This window comes from Paucilactobacillus wasatchensis (assembly GCF_000876205.1).
Taxonomy (GTDB): domain Bacteria; phylum Bacillota; class Bacilli; order Lactobacillales; family Lactobacillaceae; genus Paucilactobacillus; species Paucilactobacillus wasatchensis.
The window spans coordinates 1-19,920 of sequence record NZ_AWTT01000002.1; the positions used below are offsets into that span (position 1 = coordinate 1).

Genomic DNA, 19,920 nt, shown 5'->3' on the forward strand with positions numbered 1-19,920 from the left:
GGCTTAGGATACTTGTAGCATTTTCTACTAGTTTCTACTCTATAAATTATAAAAACAGTTTAAAACAGCTAAACAAAAAAACAACTAATCCTCCTGAAAGAGAACTAGTTGCCTAGTAAGGACTACGTCCTTAAATTAAGTCATCAGTACTTCTTGACGAAGAGCCAATTAAATAAGGTTCAGCCAAAACAAAAGTTTTGTGCCGAACCTTATTTAACTAACTGTCAGCGATTTACTTCAAGCCATCAGAAAAAACCGAACGTCCCTTAACAAAATAATCAACTCCTGAGTAGACCGTGAAGAAGAGACATACGTACAACATGATCAGGCCAAACGGAATGTGGATTAGTTCAAAGAACATGTTATTCAATAATAAAAAGGTAATTGCAATAAATTGACTGACTGTTTTAATTTTTCCTGGCATTTTGGCCGCCATTACCTCGCCATTGCTTTCAACGATTAACAGTCGTAATCCAGTCACTGCAAGCTCACGCCAAATAATAACAACCGTCACCCACGCGGGCACAATTTGATTGGCACTCAATACAATAAAAGCTGTCATCACCAACAACTTATCGGCTAGTGGATCCGTAAACTTACCGAAGTTCGTTACGAGGTGTCGACTACGCGCAATGTGCCCGTCCAAGTTATCAGTAATACAAGCAGCAACAAAAATAATTGCAGCAATTAATTGCTCAACCGGCACTGTTGCCCCTGCAAAAGTAACACTTCCCCAATGCAACGGTAGTACTAGTAATAATAAGAAAAATGGAATAGCGATTAAACGCATTAATGTTAATTTATTAGGTAAATTCACGATAATTCCCCCCTCAAATTTAATTGCTGCCAGACGTAGTTGCTGCTGTGGCACTACTTGAGCTTGTAGCTGTACTACTTGAACTAGATGAGCTGGTGGTATCAGTTGAAGTTGAACCACTCAACACAATTGTCACCGTCCGAATGTTTGGATATTTATCGTTATCAGTAATATTAACTGTTTTACCATTCAATTTGACCGTTGTGCCACCGGCATTACCCAATGTCAAAACAATCTGTTTAACGGATTTACTAATTTTGACGCTTTGCTTAGTGTTAGCAGTCATTGTTTGACTAAACAATGAACTGCCATCGCCAGTCACCGCCACCCATGCTCGTTCACTGGGCGCAATTGTCAATGTATATTTACGAGCACTAGCGTTTTTAACCTTAAAGGTTGCCTTGCTTGAGTTTTGTGATACTTTCGTTAATTTAACGGTTGATTTAGTACTTGAGGTACTGCTGCTGTTTTTCTTTTTACTGGTGGCTGAGGAAGATTCCTTTTTACTTGATTCTCCGGAAACTGAAACTGAGCTACTGTCAATATTGCTTTGCGAGCTCTTATGATTACTGTGAATAGCAGTCAACCAAATGGCTCCTAGGATGACAATAATCACGACAACAACAATCACTGTCGGTATATATTGGCGCGCCTTGTCAATTTGATCAACCGTTTTATTTTTTCCAGCTCTAGTTTCTACAGCTTGAGAGATGTGCTCAGAATATTCATCAGATTTGGTTTTCGGCAATTGGTCATTAAATTCTAATAATAGATCATTGCCATCTAGTCCAACCGTATCCGCATATTGTTTTACAAACGCCCGCACATAAAAATCGCCAGGTAACTCTGCAAAATTTTCGTCCTCAATCGCAATTAAATAACGTTTTTGAATTTTAGTGGCCTGTTGTAAATCATCTAATGTTAGACCCTTATCAATTCGAGCATCGTGAAGCTTTTTGCCCACTTCAATTTTCGCATTTTCACTCATTAATCTGTTCTCCATAACTTTGGAATTCCCACTTTAACGTCGACCAGTATAGCATACTTTTTGAAAGCATTATCTTAAAAAAGATTGAAGTTAATCTCGTCTGGGTACGATTTGGTAAACCGAAATCCCTTGTGATTGGACAAACTCTGGCACAATTTGGTATAAATCATCAATTTTAATTGCAGCCAAAGCGGTAATTTCGTCCATCAAATTGGCACCACCAAATAGTTTGCCTGAATAATGATTAGCAATTGCTTCTGGTGAATCTAACAAGCCAATCATGCGGCCTAACATTGCTCGTTTAATATTTTCGAACTGACTGGTGGCCGTTTCAATTTGCTGTGTAGCACTCTCTAAGATACTGATAATTTCATCAGAAAAGCGCTCTGGTTGGTTGGTATCACTACTGAAGTACGCAAAGTGGAAGCCTCGTTGCATTTCAAAATTATAACTAAAAGAATCATCTAGTATTTCGTTATTGTACAAACGTAAATAATTATCGGATGTATCGTCAAACAAAATATCCAACAATAATTCAACTGTCAACCGGTACTGTAACCCATCCATGCCGGATTCAATTTGATCTAACCCTCTCAGTCCGACCATTACTTTTGGCCGACTAATGTCCATTTCAAGTGTTCTAAATGGAATCACATCGTTACCCTCACTGTCGTTCAATTCAAATTGAACTTGCGGGCTGGTCGGTGCCGCAAATCGTTTAGTAGCCTGATTTTGTTCAATCCAATCCACTGTTTGCACTGGATCAACATTACCGACAATAAACAAGTTCATGTTGCTTGGTTGATAGAAAGTTCCATATGTTGCATACAAATCAGCCGGTGAAATTTGTGCAATCGATTCTTCCGTTCCTGCAATATCAATATGCATCGGATCTTTAGGGTACAGATTACCTAGTAGTCCAAAATATAAGCGCCAGTTAGGATCATCGTCATACATTTTGATTTCCTGGCCAATAATTCCTTTTTCTTTTTCAACTGTGCTGGCAGAAAAATAAGGCTCTTGAACAAAATCCAGGAGAACGTCCAAATTTTCATGAATGTGCCCTGTCGCTGATAATAAATAACTAGTTTGAGTAAAACTAGTGAACGCATTCGAGTCAGCCCCTAATTGACCAAATAAATCAAAGGCATCGTGATCCTCTTTTTCAAACATTTTATGTTCCAAAAAGTGAGCAACACCATCTGGAACAGTCACCAGCTCATCTTTACCAACTGGCATAAATGTACGATCGATTGAGCCAAAATCAACTGTTAAAATTGCATAGGTTTTATGAAATCCGACTTTTGGTAATACTTGAACCAACAAACCATTATTCATTTTTTTTGAATAGATCGTTTCATTCAAATGTTGGTAAAACTGTTCATCCATTAATTTAAATCTCCATTCAGAAAATAGGCTGCCTGAAACTCCAATTGACTTGCAACACGAATTACATCCACCTTGGTCACCTTTTTTATTCGTTCAATCAGCGCACTCGACTCTGTATGTGTCCGCGTGATTTTGTCCAATAGTGTTTGCTCAATAACATTGCTGCTAACATCTAATCCTGTCTCATATTGGTTAATAATTCCATCCTTAACCTCTTGCATTAACTCGTCTGTAAAATCGCCAGTCCTCACAGCATCAACCTGTTCTTGAATTAAGTGTTGCACTCGTACTTTATTACTACTTTGAATTCCCGTTTGGATTGAAAACATTCCGTTAAATGCAATATGTTGACTGCTAGCATAATAAGCTAAGCTTGCTTTTTCGCGTACATTCACAAACAGTTTGGAGAGTGGCGAACCACCTAAAATTCCATTCATCACCATAGTGGCAGAGTAATCTGGTTCCTGATAATAAATTGGTAATTGGTATGCTAAGTTAAGTTTAGCTTGATTCAATGCTTGTTTTTCACTTGTTTCGCGTGGCTCTTTATTTAATTTTTGATGGTAAAATAGTTCCTGCTTAATTTCTTGCCGCGGTTTAAATTCAAAGCGGCGAAATTGTTCGACAATCAGTTGTACGTCAACATTCCCTAATACCACAATATCAACTTGATCGCTATTTACCATCTCATTATATGTTTGCACTAGTGACTCCGCAGATATTTGTGGTAAATCTGTAAGTTGACCAAAACTAGGGATTTTTAGCAATGAATGATCCGCAAAATAAAGGTCGCGTAGTTGCATGGCCGCATAAAATTGCTTATCATCATCCAACGACTTAATTGAGCTTTGTAAATTATTGAGTTGGAGCTTAAACGTTGGCTCGTCGAACGTGTTGTTATCAATCAACGGGTGAAAAATCATCTCATGCAATAAATCAATCACCTGATCTGTTAATCCTGGCATTGAATAGCGATCATTAACAAAGCTGGCCCTCACTCGCAGGGCATGCATATTACCAATACGGGCAACGTTTGTCCCCACATAAGCGCCGAACAAACTAGAAATCTGTCTAGCCAATGCAGTTTGCGTTGGATATTTGTGAGTACTAGTTTCAATGAGATCTGCTAATAAGCTTCTAGCTGTGATATTAGTTTTCGTTTGTACTGTGTTAAAATTAATTAATATTTGATTAGTTTTAAATTGTGTTGTCCTAATAACGTGTAAATTGACACCATCAGTTAACTTAAAATCCAAATTGGTTCCTCCGTTCCACCGCCAAATTATTGGCACTGAACATTTACTACCGCATGTTTAACAATAATACGTGAAAATTACATAAATTACAAACCAACCACAAAAATACTGCTATTTTAGCAAAAAATATACCGAACTTAATTGTAAGTACGGTGGTGGTTTGCTATCATATTAACTAACAAAAAGGAGCGAAGTATCTTGAAGGTCATTAAATTCGGTGGCAGTTCTCTTGCCAGCAGCGAACAACTAAAAAAAGTAATTCAAATTGTCTCAGATGATGCCACACGAAGATGTGTGGTTGTGTCAGCTCCTGGAAAACGAAATCCAGCTGATACAAAGGTCACCGACCTGTTAATTCGCTATGCTGATGCTGTAATTGCAGGCCGCGATTATCACGATCTGGCACAAGAAATTATTGCACGCTACCAAGAAATTGCATTGGGTTTTAATTTCACACCTGAAGATTTTGCACCAATTAAGCGAGCAATTTTAAATTTACCACTAGCAAAGTACCCTGATAATAATTACCTCATGGCTGCATTCAAAGCACATGGTGAAAAATTAAATGCACAACTAATTGCACGGGTTTTTAACCTCGTCGGCATTGCAGCACAATATCTTGATCCTGCTGAAGCTGGTCTGATTGTCACGGATGTTCCTGACGACGCGCAAATTGAGCCTACCAGCTACATCAATTTACGAAAATGGCAAAATAACGCTAAAGTACTGATCGTGCCTGGTTTCTTTGGGTATAACGAACATGGCAACATCTGTACTTTCTCTCGCGGCGGCTCAGATATCACTGGGGCCATCATGGCTCGTGGCCTAAACGCGGATTTGTACGAGAATTTTACGGACGTCGATGCCATTTATTCAGTTAATCCCAACATTGTCCCTAATCCTCATGCAATTGGTCATATGACTTTTCGTGAAATGCGAGAACTTTCATATGCCGGCTTCTCCGTTTTTCATGATGAAGCACTAATTCCAGCTATCCAGGGTAATATTGACGTCAACGTGAGAAACACAAATCATCCTGAAGCTCCGGGAACGATCATCGCAGCACAAATTGGACACAACAAAAACTATCCTGTCCGCGGGATTGCAGCATCTAAACATTTTTGTGGCCTTTATATTAGTAAATATCTACTTAATAAGGAAGTTGGTTTCACCCGTAAGGTACTTAACATTTTGTACAAGTATAATGTTGGTTACGATCACATGCCATCAGGAATTGATGATATTACAGTCATCATACCCGAAGCAAATTTAACCCCTGATATTGAACAATCCATCATGTCTGAATTGCAAACTACCATTCAACCTGACGAAATGCATATGATTCATGATTATGCAATTGTGATGGTTGTTGGCGAAGGAATGCGAGATACTTTGGGTGTCATGGCCCGTTCCACTACTGCCCTCGCCAAAGCCGGTATTCGCCTGCAAATGGTCAATCAAGGGGCTTCTGAAATTTCAATTATGTTTGGAGTGGCTCAGGATAAAGCAGATTTAGCTGTTAGTGCTTTATATGGTGAATTTTTCAAGCAAAACTAAAAAAGTCGTTGAGTGACGCGTTACTTGCGTTATTCAACGACCTTTTTGATCATAGAATTGGTGCTAACAGACGAGAAAGCACTTGTTTAATTTTGATAAATCGTGATTGCTGATCAAAATATTCAGCGGTCAAAAAATCAGAATTTTCCTGGTCATGGAGAAAAATTAACTCAGTTGCCCGAGCAAATTCACGGTCATATAAAAAAGCATTAGCCTCAAAATTCAATTTAAATGAACGAATATCCATATTGGCAGAACCAATCGAAACTATCTTGCCATCAATAACTACCATTTTGGAGTGCATAAAACCCTTTTTATATGCAAAAATTTGGCCACCGGATTGGATTAAATCTCGGCAATAATATTCAGTAGCACGGTAAACGAACGGGTGGTCTGGTCGATCTGGAATAATGATGCGCACATCAACACCTGCCGTGGCAGCAATTGCCAATGCCTCCAACACGCTGCCATCAGGAACAAAATACGGCGTTTCAATATAGATTGATTCAGTGGCGATTGAAATCATTTTAACGTAACCCTGTTTGATTTTTTGTCGATCGTCATCTGGTCCACTGGAAACAATTTGCATGCTGGTTGTTCCTTCAGATTCAGTCTGCGGGAAAAATCTATTGTCAAAAGTAACCGGAGCCTGCTTAGTAGTAGCATTCCAGTCCAAGAAAAAACGACTTTGCATGGATAAGACTGCGTCTCCTGTCACACGTAAATGTGTATCACGCCAGTAACCAAACCGGACTTTTTTTCCCAAATACTGATCGCCAACATTAAAACCACCAATGTAACCGATATTGCCATCAATCACTGCAATTTTTCGGTGATTCCGAAAATTAAGCCTGAAAGTAATCGGAAAAAACTTAGGTGTTAAAAATGGTTCTACGTGACCGCCCAATTTAATTAGGCGCTGAAATAGCTTCTGTTTGGATCCGTGTGACCCTAATAAATCGTAGATCACCCGGACTTGAACTCCGGCAGCGGCCTTTTTTTCCAATAATTGTACAAATTGATTGCCGACGTCGTCATTATACCAAGTAAAAAATTCAATATTAACATGATGCTGTGCCCGGCGCACATCTTCAAATAAACTGGCAAACAGTTTTTCTCCATCCGTGTAAACTCTGACAGCATTTTTTCGTGTGAGAATGGCATTATCAGTTTCTAAAAATAACCGCACTAATTCCCGGGCTGCATTGGTAACCTGATTAGCTGGTAGTAATTCATTATCATCAAATTGTAATTTTTGATTGGCCACAATTTGAGCAATACCTAGTCGTTCTTGCGCCTTTAAGTTAAATATTTTACGATGTGAAAGTTTGCGTCCAGCAAACAGGTACAACAAAAACCCGGCAATCGGCAGTAGTAACAATACCAATAACCAGGCCCAAGTAGCCGAAATATCTCTTTTCTCACGAAACACAATAATTACTGTTGCAATGGTATTTAATGTGATTACTACATCAATGAACACCCACAAATTTATCATATCATTGCAACCTCCGTCTATTAGATAAACTCAGCATACCAAGAGTTCATCCTTTTGTCACGAAGTTATGGTTTACCTAGGAAATTACTTGGTTCACCAAACCATTTTTCATTGGTCTTTTTTAGCTGACCATTTTGCTGCAGTCGTTTAAGTCCCTTATTAATTTTATTACGCAACGTTGTGTCACCCTTACGCATACCAACCGCAAAGTTTTCTGCCGGAATTTGTTTATTCAGATAGGTCGAATAAGCACTGCCGTCCGGCTGATGCTTGATGTAGTATTCAGCGTAAACTTTATCCATCAAAATCCCTTGAATTCGATTAGCATTTAAGTCAATAAATGCTTCCGGAAATGTATCGTACAACACAGGCTTGCGACCTTTAATATAATTTTTGAGGATTGAAGGCTTTTCATCTAACACGCTCGTTCCGGTTGAACCATTTTGAACTCCTAAAGTCTGTCCCTGCATATCTTTAAAATCATTGATATTATTTTTCTTCTTAGTTACTAAAATCTGTTGATTTTGGAGATATGGACGACTAAAGGCAATCTTTTTAGCACGTGAAGCTGTAACTGTATAACCATTCCAAATTAAATCAATCGTGCCATTTCGTAATTCTGTTTCCTTCATGGACCAATCAATCGTTTGAAAATCAACTTTAATGCCATATTGCTTAAAAACCGCCCTGGCCAAATCAACGTCATAACCGACTAGCTTCCCATTTTTCTTGCGAAAACCCATCGGAACAAAACTGTCATCCAATCCAATAATTACCTTACCTCGTCGCTGAATCCGACTCCAAGTATCATCTGTATTAGCTTTCTTGGTGACACTTTGACAACCAGATAGCAGCACTGTAGGCACTAATATAACAATTAAGAGAAACCAAATTTTAACTCTTTTCATCTTCTCTTCTCCTCTGCGCTTTAATCCGCCGTTTGGTTGAGTTTATCTAATGAACTGACCTCTAAGATATCATCCGCAATGTTGCGAGCAAAGTCCATATCATGCGTAACTACTAGTTGAGTCATTCCATCCTGCTTTAATCCTGAAATTAGTCTTTCAACCTCTTTACGTAGATTAGGATCTAGTGCCGATGTTGGTTCGTCATAACATAAAATTTTTGGTTTCATTGCCAAAGCTCGTGCAATCGCAACCCGTTGCTTTTGCCCACCTGATAATTGATAAGGATACAAATCACCCTTACCAATTAGACCTAGCTGATCCAATAATTTCTTGGCGTCAGCCGTTGCCACTTGTTTACTTTGCTTGAGTACCATCGTGGGAGCCAAGATAATATTATCCATTACTGACAAATGTGGGAATAAATTAAAGTCTTGAAACACAACACCAATAACGCTTTCGGAGGTATCAGTAGCATTAGGATCAAATGACTTGCCGTCAATCGTAAATTCACCTGAATCAGCCTGCTCCAAACCCGTAATACATCGCAGCAGCGTTGTTTTACCAGCCCCGGAAGGACCAACAATACTCAAAACTTCTTGATCTTTAATGGTGACATTCACGTTATCTAAAATAACTCGTGAACCAAAGCTCTTTTTTAAATTTTTTATTTCTAACATAAGTGTGCCTCCATTTTATTGATAGTATGAGTAACGTTGCTCAACCTTGTGTAGTACATAAGTACAAACACCAACTAATAATAGATAAATTGCACCGACGAGAATATATGGAACAAGTGTCACATCTCGTGAGGTAGCTACATTACCAGCTCGCAGCAGGTCACCCAACCCGATAACATAGACCAATGATGAATCCTTGACAAGATTAATAACTTCATTTCCAACAGATGGCAACACAATTTTAACCACTTGAGGAATTACAATTTTTCGAATTGTTTGCCAGTAACTAAGCCGTAATACCTGTGCGCTCTCGTATTGACCATTATCAATTGACTGGAGACCACCACGAAAAATTTCGGCGAAATAGGCACCATAATTCAAGATGAAAGCAAAAATTGCAGCATCATAACGTTGAAAGACAATTCCAACTAACGGTAGACCATAGAAAACAAATATTAATTGCAATAATAACGGTGTTCCACGCATCAGCCAAACATACAAATCTAGCAACCAACGTAACGGTTTAATTTTTGAAGTTAAGCCTAAACTAACAACGATTCCTAGCGGTAGCGAACCAATTAACGTCCAAAAAAACAATTGTAAGGTTAATCCTGCGCCTTGAAATAATGATGGTAAAATTTCTGATATATAACTAATTGACATGTGCCAACCTCCCATATTCTTAATTCATGATGAACAAAAAAAGTCCTCTTAGATTAAAATAATCTAAGAGGACGTCTAGTCGTGGTACCACCTCTGCTTCGTAGTTACCTCACAGTAGCTACCTCAATAAGTTTAACTAATAAATTTTGTTAAGGCTACACCTTGGTAAATATAAAACGCCCTCAAAGTCAATAATGACTTTGAGGGCGTTCCCGCGGTTCCACCTCATGTGCACTAAACTCTCACAAGCTCAGTCTCAACAAGTTTATTAATTAAACTTGTAGCTGTAACGGGCATCCCGGACTTTCCTACTAATATTCAGAAAATCAACTCACAGATGTGATTCAAATAATTACTGGGCTCCATTTCCATCAACAAGAGCTTTCTATCACCGATAACTACTCTACTAGTCTGTTCACTGTTTTTTAATGTTGATAATATCCTAATACATTGCTATTTGAATGTCAACAGCCAATTATTAAAATATCATGAGTTTTTTCTTTGCACCGAACGCGCAAATAAACTGTGAATTGGAAAATATAGTACTACTAAGTAAATTAGATTCAGCGCCAATGTTGGTGCTAAAACGTACACCAAAAAATCACCAAAATTACTATTGATGAGACCAATCAGTGAGTATGCAAAATAGTTTAGTAATTCAAGACAGGTAATATCAATAAAAAAAAACATGATGACCGTTAGAAAGGTCGGTGTAAAATACTTAGCTAACGCTTGTGTCAGCAAAATAATCAATGGAAATAAAAACATGAATAAGCCAATGATGCCAGAATAATATAAATCAAATATCAATCCAGCCACCGCAGCAAATGAAACTAATGGAATTTTAGTATCTTCTTCAAAAAAATACGCCAACACCAACCACAAAACTATCAAATGGCTAACCATCGAATATGGATAACTAAACAACCAACCACTGAAAACTTTACTAATTGATCCATCCAAAAAAAAGGCAATGAACAGTCCAATCGGAAATACATATCGTAAACGTGATAATCTGTACATAATCAACTACCCCTAAGAATTCAGTTCTGCCACAGTGACAATATTAATATTGTCATAATTAGTTGCTGGCTTAATATAGATCTTTTTTGCAAGACCGTAATCATCTTTAGTGACCCGCGCTACTTTACCGACATACAAGCCCTTTGGTGTTACGCCACCCAGACCACTTGTAATTACCTTAGTGCCCTTAGTGATTTTAACCTTGGATGTAACCTGCCCCATGACCAATTCACCAGTAGCTTTTTGATATCCTGTAATGATTCCATTCACAGTTTTACCCTGTTTATTGGTAATTTGAATTGCAAACCGGTTTGATGATTCATCACTATCACTCAACAATTCAACCTTACTATTGGTTTTGTTGACTTCTGCGACCCTGCCAATCAATCCAGCACCTGATAATACCGGCATATTTTTTGAAATTCCAGCTGTTTGCCCTTTATTAATCACTAATTGATTCTGCCATGAAGATGGTGTCCTAGTCAGTACAGAAGCACTAACAGTTGAGTAATCTGTCAATGAATTGTTTAACTTCAACTGCTTTTTTAACTGTTTGTTTTCACTTGCTAATGTTTGGTCGCGTACCTTTACTTGAGCCACTTCGCTAACTTGTTTTTTTAGCAATTGATTTTCTTGATACGCGTTCATTAATTCAGAAACTGAGTCAAAACCACCTTGCAGAGCATTAACCGGATAAGCTACCACCGAACCGGCAAATCCAACCACATCATTACCAAACTGTTGCACTACCGGTGGAGTTGCTTTTTTATTTCGGATCGCAACAGAACCAGCCATTAGCCCAAAACAAACGACTAGCGCTACCACAATAATTACCAACCGACGATTTGAAAAAAACTTTTGCATTTTAATCCTCCAACGCACTTCTCAGGTTAAATCAACAGGGTTGGACAAAACATTAGTTTTGTGACCAACCCTGTCCAAATAAACTCAATTAACTTGAGCTATTTTACTATACTAACTGTTCTTACTTGTCACCGTTAGTTAATATACCATTTTAATTATTTTTTCTTCATTACATCGATACTTTTCAATGATTCACCAGTACCAATAGCCACACAATCCAGTGGTTCTGAGGCGATAAAGACAGGGACCTTTGTTTCATCTGCAATTACTTCAGGCAAATGTTTAAGTAATGCACCGCCACCAGTTAATACAATTCCATGATCAATAACGTCGGCAGCAATTTCAGGAGAAGTTTCTTCTAGTGTTTCTTTAATGGCAGAAATAATTTCAGCAACCACATCCTGCAATGCATTCGCTACATCTGATGCTGATACTTCAGTCGTTTGTGGTAATCCAGATACAAGATCACGACCGCGAATCTCTGTCGTGCCCATTTCTGCAGCTGCTTCAACTGAAGCAGAACCAATGTCCCACTTCAACTTTTCAGCTGTCCGTTCACCAATTAGTAAATTATGATTTTGACGCACATAATAAACAATTGCTTCATCCATTTTATCCCCAGCCATTCGAATTGAACGGCTAGAAACAATTCCACCAAGTGATATGGTAGCAACGTCTGTGGTTCCACCACCAATATCAACAACCATACTACCGGTAGGATCCATCACTGGTAGTCCGGCACCAATCGCTGCGGCAAATGGCTCCTCAATTACATAAGCATCCCGTGCACCTGCTACTCGTGTAGCATCGATCACAGCTCGCTTTTCAACTTCAGTAACACCGCTTGGGACACAAACCATAACGTATGGTTTGCCACTACTTTTGCCCAGTGCCTTTTCAATATAGTGTTTCATCATCGCAACCGTCGTATCATAGTCAGCGATCACTCCATCTTTCATCGGACGAATTGCCACGATGCTGGCAGGAGTTCGGCCAATCATTTCACGAGCAGCTTCACCAACCGAGACAATTTCCCCCGTTTTAGTGTTTTTGGCAACCACGGATGGTTCACGAAGCACGATTCCCTTACCGTCAATATATACAATTGTGTTGGCAGTTCCTAAGTCAATTCCGATGTTTTTTGTTCCGATTCCTAGCACGTTGTGTCTTCCCTTCGTCTTACAAATCTATTTATCTAGTTTATTACAATAATATCCGTATTATAACATAGTGTTTTGTCCGATTCACATTACTTTACCAAAGATAAACCAATTTGTACTGCTGCAAAACGAATCCAACGTAATTTAAGAATAATTTAGCAATTCAACCAGCTGCTTCAATTATTTTTTCTTCACGTAAACTCAAATAATCGCATTGACCAATCACAAAACTATCCAATAAATTTATTCCCAGCAATTGACCGCATTGTTCTAACCGATGAGTAAATTCAATGTCATTTGTGGAAGGTTCTGTCATGCCGCTAGGATGATTATGGGCAATCAAAATCGATTCTGCATGTTGTTCTAGCGCCACCGCAAAAATTTCGCGGGGATGAACCGGACAGGTAGTTAACGTACCCTTAAAAATAATTTGTTGGCTAATAATGCGATGCTTCACATCAAGGCAAATAAGGCACAAATTTTCTTGCTGATCATTTCTAAATTCAGTAATTAATTTTTCACCCACCTGTTTGCTTGAATAAATATTGCCCAATAGCGGCCGCGAGGCACGAGCAATTCGTTCGCCAATTTCAATTCCTATCAATAATTGGCATAAACTTTTATCCGTGCTACCGAAAAAATCATCTTTGCGCCGTTGTGGGGCATGTTTGTAGTCAGCTAAAGTTGGAAAAGTATTCCAAAATTGAGTTCGCAACTCCAAGCAACGCTTCCGGTCGTTATGTTCCCCCAAAAAAGCAGCCAATAATTCGTGATCAGTTACTGTCTTTAAATCAGTTTGATAGTCCATTATTTCACCCTCCATAATACAATATACGGATGAAATCTGATTAATCTTTAAAATACGGTCGTACTTCTGAAATAAAATAAAGTGAACCTGTAATTAACAATACATCTTCGGCAGACATTTGTCGGGTAATCTGCACTAACCCATCCTGCCATGAATCGGCAAATTCAATTTGATTAGCCGGTTGTTGTTGTGACAAAACTTGTGCCAGATTTGCCACTGGCCTTTTTTTAGTTGGTCCAACAAAAGTAGTGACAATTAGATGCACATTGGTGAGTGCAGCTAATGTGGCAATTATCTGTTGAACTTGTTTGTCAGCTAGAATTGCGATTAAAATATACACTTCCTGTTGTGCAAACTTTTCTTTGATAGTTTGGGCAATTGCTGTCACCGCTGGCAAGTTATGTGCACCATCCAAAATTATCAATGGTTGCTCGTTGACGCGCTCCATGCGACCGGCCCAATGCACTTGATTCAATGCTCGCTTAATCGCGCTAATATCCGGTTTAATATGATTATTTTGACAGTAAATCAAGAATGTAGTCAGTGCCGCTGCTGCGTTATCAATCTGATAATCACCAAGTAAATCAACTGTAAAAGTGGTCGGAGAAATATTAAGACCACTGTATTTAAATTGTGCTCCCCACTGAGGTAGATTAACTTTTATAGCAGTATATTCTTCGTCTGGTTGGAATACTTCGGCATTTTGGTGATTGGCAATTGCCATAATCGTTTCGCGTGCTTCTGGCGGTAATTTTCCGAGGACAACCGGGACATTTTTTTTAATAATGCCTGCTTTCTGCGTAGCTATTTCAGGCAAGGTATTACCTAATAACCGCATATGATCATAACCAATTGTGGTAATAACAGCGACGACTGGTGTAATAATATTGGTGGAATCAAACATTCCACCAATACCAACTTCAACGATCACAATATCTGGCTGTGTCTGCTTAAAATACAAAAACATCAATGCTGTGACAATTTCAAATTCTGTCGGGCCTCCCTCGGCCAATGTCTTGTCAAGGCGTGCCACGACTGGTGCAACTGATTGGGTGAGCTTTAATAGTGTTGCATCATCAATCGGTTCACCATTCAGACTAATTCGTTCATTGAAACGAGTCAAAAATGGTGATGTAAAAGTACCAACTTGCTGACCCTGGCTCATAAATAAAGAACGTAAAATAGCTACCGTTGAACCTTTTCCATTAGTCCCTGCAACATGAATCATCTGCAATTTGTCCTGTGGATTACCCAGCTGTTGCATTAAAATTCTCATTCGTTTTAGTGTCGGGATCTTTTTAAATTGTGTTCGCCCATGAATAAATTTTAGGGCATCCTCATACGTTTTGATTTGTTTCAAATTGACTCATCCTTTTTAATCATTATGTGGCCGCAATCTTTTTTATCATAACACAACAAAAACACCGACCCTAGTATAACTGGTCAGTGTTTTTGAACGATATAACATTTAGCTATTAAGCATCTTCAATAGTTGTCAAACGTTGCTTGGCTGCTGTTAATTTTTGTTGCCAAGCTGTCTGTTTTTCTCGTTCTTCAGCAACGACTTCCTCTGGTGCGTTCGCCACAAAGTGTTCGTTACCCAATTTTTTAGTGGAACGGTCAACTTCTTGTTGTAACTTCTTAATCTCTTTTCCAAGTCGTTGTTTTTCTTCATTCAGGTCAATCAATTCTGCCATTGGAATATAAATTTCAGCCCCAGTAATGATTCCGCTAAGGGCCAATTTTGGTGCAACAACATCTGTACCAATTGTTAGCTGTTGTGGGTGACAAAAACGATCAATATATTCCTTGTTGGCTTGCAACATATCAGCCAGTTGTTGATTTTCGACTTTAATCAATAAATCAACTGGCGTTGACATTGGCGCATTTGCTTCACTGCGAATATTACGGACGGCCTTGATTAGTTCAATCAAATGACTCATTTGATCAGCGGCTAAACTATCAGCAAATTCAGCATGTGTTGCTGGGTAAGTTGCATTAACCAATGAATCGCCAATGTGCGGCATCGACAACCACAGTTTTTCGGTAACAAATGGCATGATCGGATGCATTAATCGCAATGTTTGGTCCAAAACATAAGCTAAGATATTGCGTGTATCACTTTGTTGTTGTGCATCCCCACTATTTAGCTTTTCCTTGGACATTTCAATGTACCAGTCACAAAAATCATTCCAAATGAAATTATACAAAGCGCGACCAGCTTCACCGAATTCAAATTTATCAAATAGACGCGTTACTTGCGTCACGGTCTGATTGAGTTGATTTAAAATATATCGATCTGCCAAATCCCAGTTTTCTTTAGCTGGCAATTTAGGCTCCTGCATGTCGCCAAGATTCATAATAACGTAACGGCTGGCATTCCAAATTTTGTTAATGAAATTCCAAGCGGAGTCCATCTTCGTGTAGCTGAAGCGGACGTCTTGCCCAGGAGTGGAACCAGTTGCTAAGAACCACCGCAAAGCATCGGCACCATATTTTTTAATTACATCCATTGGGTCAATCCCGTTGCCCAAAGATTTACTCATTTTACGACCCTGTTCATCACGGATTAATCCATGAATTAGCACATGTTTAAATGGTCGTCGACCCGTAAATTCAGTGCTTTGGAACATCATTCGTGCAACCCAGAAAAAAATGATGTCGTAACCTGTCACTAACGTATCAGTTGGGAAATATCGTTGAAAATCTGGTTGATCGGTATCCGGCCAGCCCATAGTCGAAAATGGCCACAGCGCACTTGAAAACCAGGTATCCAAAACGTCAGAATCTTGTGTCCAGTTGTCAATATCTTTAGGTGCTTGCATTCCAACATAAATTTCGCCAGTCTCTTTGTGGTACCAGGCAGGAATTTGATGTCCCCACCACAGTTGCCGCGAAATCACCCAATCATGAATGTTGGTCATCCATTGGGTAAATGTATTTTCAAATCGTGGTGGCACAAAATCAACCCGATCGTCAGATGATTGCTTACCTAATGCAGCCTTAGCTAATGGTTCCATTTTGACGAACCATTGTGTTGATAATCGTGCTTCAACTTGAACTCCTGTCCGTTCTGAATGGCCAACTGAATGGACAATTGGATCGGTACTCAATAAATAACCGCCGGTATCCAAATCTTTCACGATCGCATCTCGAGCATCAAATCGATCCATGCCATTATATTTGCCAGCATTTTCATTCATCGAGGCATCTTCATTCATTGTATTAATGCGCGGTAAATCGTGACGATTGCCAACCAGAAAGTCATTTGGGTCATGAGCTGGTGTAATTTTAACCATCCCGGTTCCAAAATCTGGTGTGACATATTGATCGGTAATAATTTCGACTTCTCGGTTAACTAATGGCACAAGCACTTTTTTCCCGACAATTGACTCATAGCGCTCATCGCTGGGATGGACCGCAATTGCCACATCACCAAACATTGTTTCAGGTCGTGTCGTAGCAATTTCAATATAGTCTTTGCCATTAAAGGTGGTTCCATCAGTGAACGGATATTTAACGTGATAAAAAGCGCCCTTGTCATCTTCATGGATTACTTCAATATCGGACAATGCAGTCCGCGCTTGGGGGTCCCAGTTAATAATATATTCGCCACGGTAGATGAGTCCTTTTTTATAAAGTTCCACAAAAACCTTCCGCACGGCTTTGTTTAATCCTTCATCTAAGGTAAATCGCTCGCGATCATAATCCAGTGACAAACCCAACTTAGCCCACTGTTTGTGGATAATGTCAGCATATTCATCTTTCCAATCCCAGACCTGTTGAACAAATTTTTCACGTCCTAAATCATAACGTGAAATCCCTTGTTCGCGTAATCGCGCTTCAACTTTAGCCTGGGTAGCAATTCCGGCATGATCCATTCCTGGTAACCACAACGTATCGAAACCCTGCATTCGTTTTTGCCGAATAATCATATCTTGCAGTGTTGTATCCCATGCATGCCCTAAATGAAGCTTACCAGTTACATTGGGTGGCGGAATAACGATGGAGTACGGGTGCGCTTTTTTGTTGCCGCTAGGTTTAAATAATCCCTGTTCGCGCCATTTATCGTAACGACCTGCCTCAACTGCTTGTGGATCGTATTTGGTTGACATGTCTGCTTCTTTTGCCATAGTAAAACTCCCTTCAAATATGTATCTAATCAGTAAACAAAAAAATCGCCCTATTAAAAATAGGACGATTTAATCGCGGTACCACCTAACTTGGGTTTGTTAAACCCCACTTAAAATCATTGTTAACGAAATGACATTCCGGGTATTTTTACTAAATTTCAAAATACCAGCTCCCAAGCTACCTTCACATTTCAATGGCGGAAAATATTTCAGTCATGTATTCTCTTTCTAAACACCATTAAGACATTACTTTCTTGTTCATTGCTGATTATTGTTTCATAATAGTCAATTATTTCAGTTCCGTCAAGCAACTAAACTAACTTTTTTAGTGCATTCAAGGCTGCTAAGTAGTTTGGTTCATCACCCTGTTCGGCCACGATTTGTCGGTACACAATGGTACCAGTATCATCAATAATAAAGATCGAACGCGTCAAAACACCAGTATTTGGAATCAGCAACTTCATCTCGTAACCAAATGATTCTTCACTGTCTGACATCATCTCAATGTTATTGACATCCTCTGCAGCACACCAAACGGATTGTTGTTTGACCGTATTGGTAGAAACCGTGATGAAGCGAACATTAGGATATTGATCCATTGCTTTATTAAATTTCTTGGTCTGTAAGCTACACGTTTTAGTATTAATATCTGGCACAACACTGATTAAAGTGGTCTGACCGATTAAATCCCTCGTTTTAACCCGTTCGTTTTGAGCATTAAAAATCTTAAAATGTGGCAATGGTGTCCCCACTTCTGGCGGATTACCAACCAATGTTTCTACTTCACCATGACGTGTTACTTCCACAGTTATGCACTCCTTCCAAATGACTAAATACGTAGCTAAGATTGATATTAAACTACAACACTTTCAAGGGGTTTGCAAGGATATTTAGTGAAAAGGGTGAGAAAAAAAGGTCAGAGAAAAAATCTCCAACCTTTTGTCTTGTCTTTACAGCAGCTCAGCAAATACATCTTCTTGTTGATTCAAGAAGTCTTCGCCAGCTTTAATTTCGCTAACTTGAACACCATCTAGTGCTCGCTGCATGAGACCATCGATATCTAGACGCGCTTCATAGAGCCTAGTGCGTTCCAAATTAGGTTTTGTTTTCGGACTTGGTGGCGCAAAAATAGTACAACAATCTTCAAATGGTAAAATTGATAACTCGTAAGTATCGATATCCTTAGCAATTTTGATAATTTCAGTTTTATCCAATGATACAACAGGTCGTAAAATTGGCATTGTTGTAACGTCATTGATCGCTAGCATACTTTCCATCGTTTGTGATGCTACCTGCCCCAGTGATTCACCATTAAAAATCGCTAAGCCATGGCGTTTAATCGCCAATGCTGCGGTCAAACGTAACATTAACCGGCGCTGGACAGTCATCAAGTATCCCTCAGGCACTTTTTCTTTGATTGTCTCTTGAATCTCAGTAAATGGAACCTGCAAAAATTGGATGCTCCCACTGTATCGGGCTAATTTACCAGTTAATTCTTTGGCTTTCGCTAACGCCTGTTGGCTAGTATACGGTGGGCTAAAGAAATGAACCATTTCCATTGAAACACCACGTTTCATCCCCAGATAGCCAGCCACTGGAGAATCAATACCTCCAGATAACATTAGCATTCCCTTGCCACCAGTACCGACCGGCAGACCGCCAGCACCTTGCACCACTTCACTAGTCAGAAAAATACCATTGCCACGAATCTCAACTCTAATAGTCAAATCCGGATGATGAACATCCACAGTTAGTTCAGGAAATTGATCCAAAATGTAGCCACCCAACCGTGTATTCATTTCATTGGTATCAATTGGAAATTCATGATCAGAACGGCGTGTATTAACTTTAAATGTCATTTTTGGTTTAAGCTGCTCACGAACCATCTGCTCAGCAGTTTGGGCAGTTGCTTCAAAAGTTCGGGCTACTTTAATCGATGGCGAAAAATTCTGAATTCCGAACACCATCTTCAACCGTGTCATCACGGCATCACTATCGGCACCATTTAAACTAACATGCAGGCGATCTCGATTAGCCTGTATTTTAACTGTTTCAAACTCATGCAATGCTTTACGGACATTTGAACCGAGTCGATCAATAAATCCTTTACGGTTTTTACCCTTAGTTGATAGTTCACCGTAACGCACCATAATTTCTGTATATTGCATTTAATTGCCCC

The 19,920-nt window shown here is 39.2% G+C and carries 17 protein-coding genes and 1 other annotated feature; of the genes, 1 reads left to right on the plus strand and 16 read right to left on the minus strand.

Features of this window, described 5'->3' with window-relative positions; all coding sequences use genetic code 11:
• Positions 1–232: 232 nt before the first annotated feature.
• From pgsA to yfmF, 4 genes are all read right to left on the minus strand, one after another.
• Entirely contained in the window at positions 233–817 is a 585-nt protein-coding gene (gene pgsA, locus WDC_RS00590; protein ID WP_044009869.1) for a CDP-diacylglycerol--glycerol-3-phosphate 3-phosphatidyltransferase, read from the minus strand.
• 19 nt (positions 818–836) lie between these two features.
• Positions 837–1,805 (minus strand): helix-turn-helix domain-containing protein, encoded by a 969-nt coding sequence (locus WDC_RS00595; protein WP_044009870.1) that lies wholly within the window; start codon positions 1,803–1,805, stop codon positions 837–839.
• Between the two features lie 90 nt (positions 1,806–1,895).
• Complete coding sequence (gene yfmH / locus WDC_RS00600; protein ID WP_044009871.1) at positions 1,896–3,194, minus strand: EF-P 5-aminopentanol modification-associated protein YfmH; 1,299 nt, start codon at positions 3,192–3,194, stop codon at positions 1,896–1,898.
• A complete protein-coding gene (yfmF, locus tag WDC_RS00605) occupies positions 3,194–4,450 on the minus strand; it encodes an EF-P 5-aminopentanol modification-associated protein YfmF (protein ID WP_044009872.1) in 1,257 nt (418 codons plus the stop codon). The genes yfmH and yfmF overlap by 1 nt, the downstream gene beginning before the upstream one ends.
• A gap of 198 nt (positions 4,451–4,648) precedes the next feature.
• On the opposite strand from yfmF, the gene WDC_RS00610 reads away from it, so the two are divergent.
• Positions 4,649–6,007 (plus strand): aspartate kinase, encoded by a 1,359-nt coding sequence (locus WDC_RS00610; RefSeq protein WP_044009873.1) that lies wholly within the window; start codon positions 4,649–4,651, stop codon positions 6,005–6,007.
• Positions 6,008–6,056: 49 nt separating this feature from the next.
• Here WDC_RS00610 and cls read toward each other — a convergent pair whose 3' ends face one another.
• From cls to thiI, 12 genes are all read right to left on the minus strand, one after another.
• Positions 6,057–7,505: a cardiolipin synthase gene (gene cls / locus WDC_RS00615; RefSeq protein WP_044009874.1), complete on the minus strand. Its 1,449-nt coding sequence runs from the start codon at positions 7,503–7,505 to the stop codon at positions 6,057–6,059.
• Positions 7,506–7,570: 65 nt separating this feature from the next.
• On the minus strand, positions 7,571–8,413 hold the full coding sequence (locus WDC_RS00620) for an amino acid ABC transporter substrate-binding protein (protein ID WP_044009875.1): 843 nt from the start codon (positions 8,411–8,413) through the stop codon (positions 7,571–7,573).
• Positions 8,414–8,433: 20 nt separating this feature from the next.
• Positions 8,434–9,090, minus strand: a complete 657-nt coding sequence (locus WDC_RS00625; RefSeq protein ID WP_044009876.1) for an amino acid ABC transporter ATP-binding protein — start codon at positions 9,088–9,090, stop codon at positions 8,434–8,436.
• A gap of 15 nt (positions 9,091–9,105) precedes the next feature.
• The gene (locus tag WDC_RS00630) at positions 9,106–9,753 is read right to left on the minus strand and encodes an amino acid ABC transporter permease (protein WP_044009877.1); all 648 of its coding nucleotides are present in this window, start codon (positions 9,751–9,753) and stop codon (positions 9,106–9,108) included.
• Between the two features lie 486 nt (positions 9,754–10,239).
• Entirely contained in the window at positions 10,240–10,776 is a 537-nt protein-coding gene (mreD, locus tag WDC_RS00635) for a rod shape-determining protein MreD (RefSeq protein ID WP_044009878.1), read from the minus strand.
• 12 nt (positions 10,777–10,788) lie between these two features.
• Positions 10,789–11,640: a rod shape-determining protein MreC gene (mreC, locus tag WDC_RS00640; protein WP_044009879.1), complete on the minus strand. Its 852-nt coding sequence runs from the start codon at positions 11,638–11,640 to the stop codon at positions 10,789–10,791.
• Positions 11,641–11,795: 155 nt separating this feature from the next.
• On the minus strand, positions 11,796–12,800 hold the full coding sequence (locus WDC_RS00645; protein ID WP_044009880.1) for a rod shape-determining protein: 1,005 nt from the start codon (positions 12,798–12,800) through the stop codon (positions 11,796–11,798).
• 163 nt (positions 12,801–12,963) lie between these two features.
• Positions 12,964–13,608, minus strand: a complete 645-nt coding sequence (locus WDC_RS00650; RefSeq protein ID WP_052497758.1) for a JAB domain-containing protein — start codon at positions 13,606–13,608, stop codon at positions 12,964–12,966.
• 40 nt (positions 13,609–13,648) lie between these two features.
• Positions 13,649–14,968: a bifunctional folylpolyglutamate synthase/dihydrofolate synthase gene (locus WDC_RS00655; protein WP_225349603.1), complete on the minus strand. Its 1,320-nt coding sequence runs from the start codon at positions 14,966–14,968 to the stop codon at positions 13,649–13,651.
• Positions 14,969–15,083: 115 nt separating this feature from the next.
• The gene (locus WDC_RS00660) at positions 15,084–17,741 is read right to left on the minus strand and encodes a valine--tRNA ligase (protein ID WP_044009882.1); all 2,658 of its coding nucleotides are present in this window, start codon (positions 17,739–17,741) and stop codon (positions 15,084–15,086) included.
• A gap of 57 nt (positions 17,742–17,798) precedes the next feature.
• Positions 17,799–18,012: a binding site (T-box leader), on the minus strand.
• 40 nt (positions 18,013–18,052) lie between these two features.
• Positions 18,053–18,547 (minus strand): thiol peroxidase, encoded by a 495-nt coding sequence (locus tag WDC_RS00665; RefSeq protein WP_044009883.1) that lies wholly within the window; start codon positions 18,545–18,547, stop codon positions 18,053–18,055.
• Positions 18,548–18,691: 144 nt separating this feature from the next.
• Entirely contained in the window at positions 18,692–19,909 is a 1,218-nt protein-coding gene (thiI, locus tag WDC_RS00670; protein ID WP_044009884.1) for a tRNA uracil 4-sulfurtransferase ThiI, read from the minus strand.
• Positions 19,910–19,920: the final 11 nt, after the last annotated feature.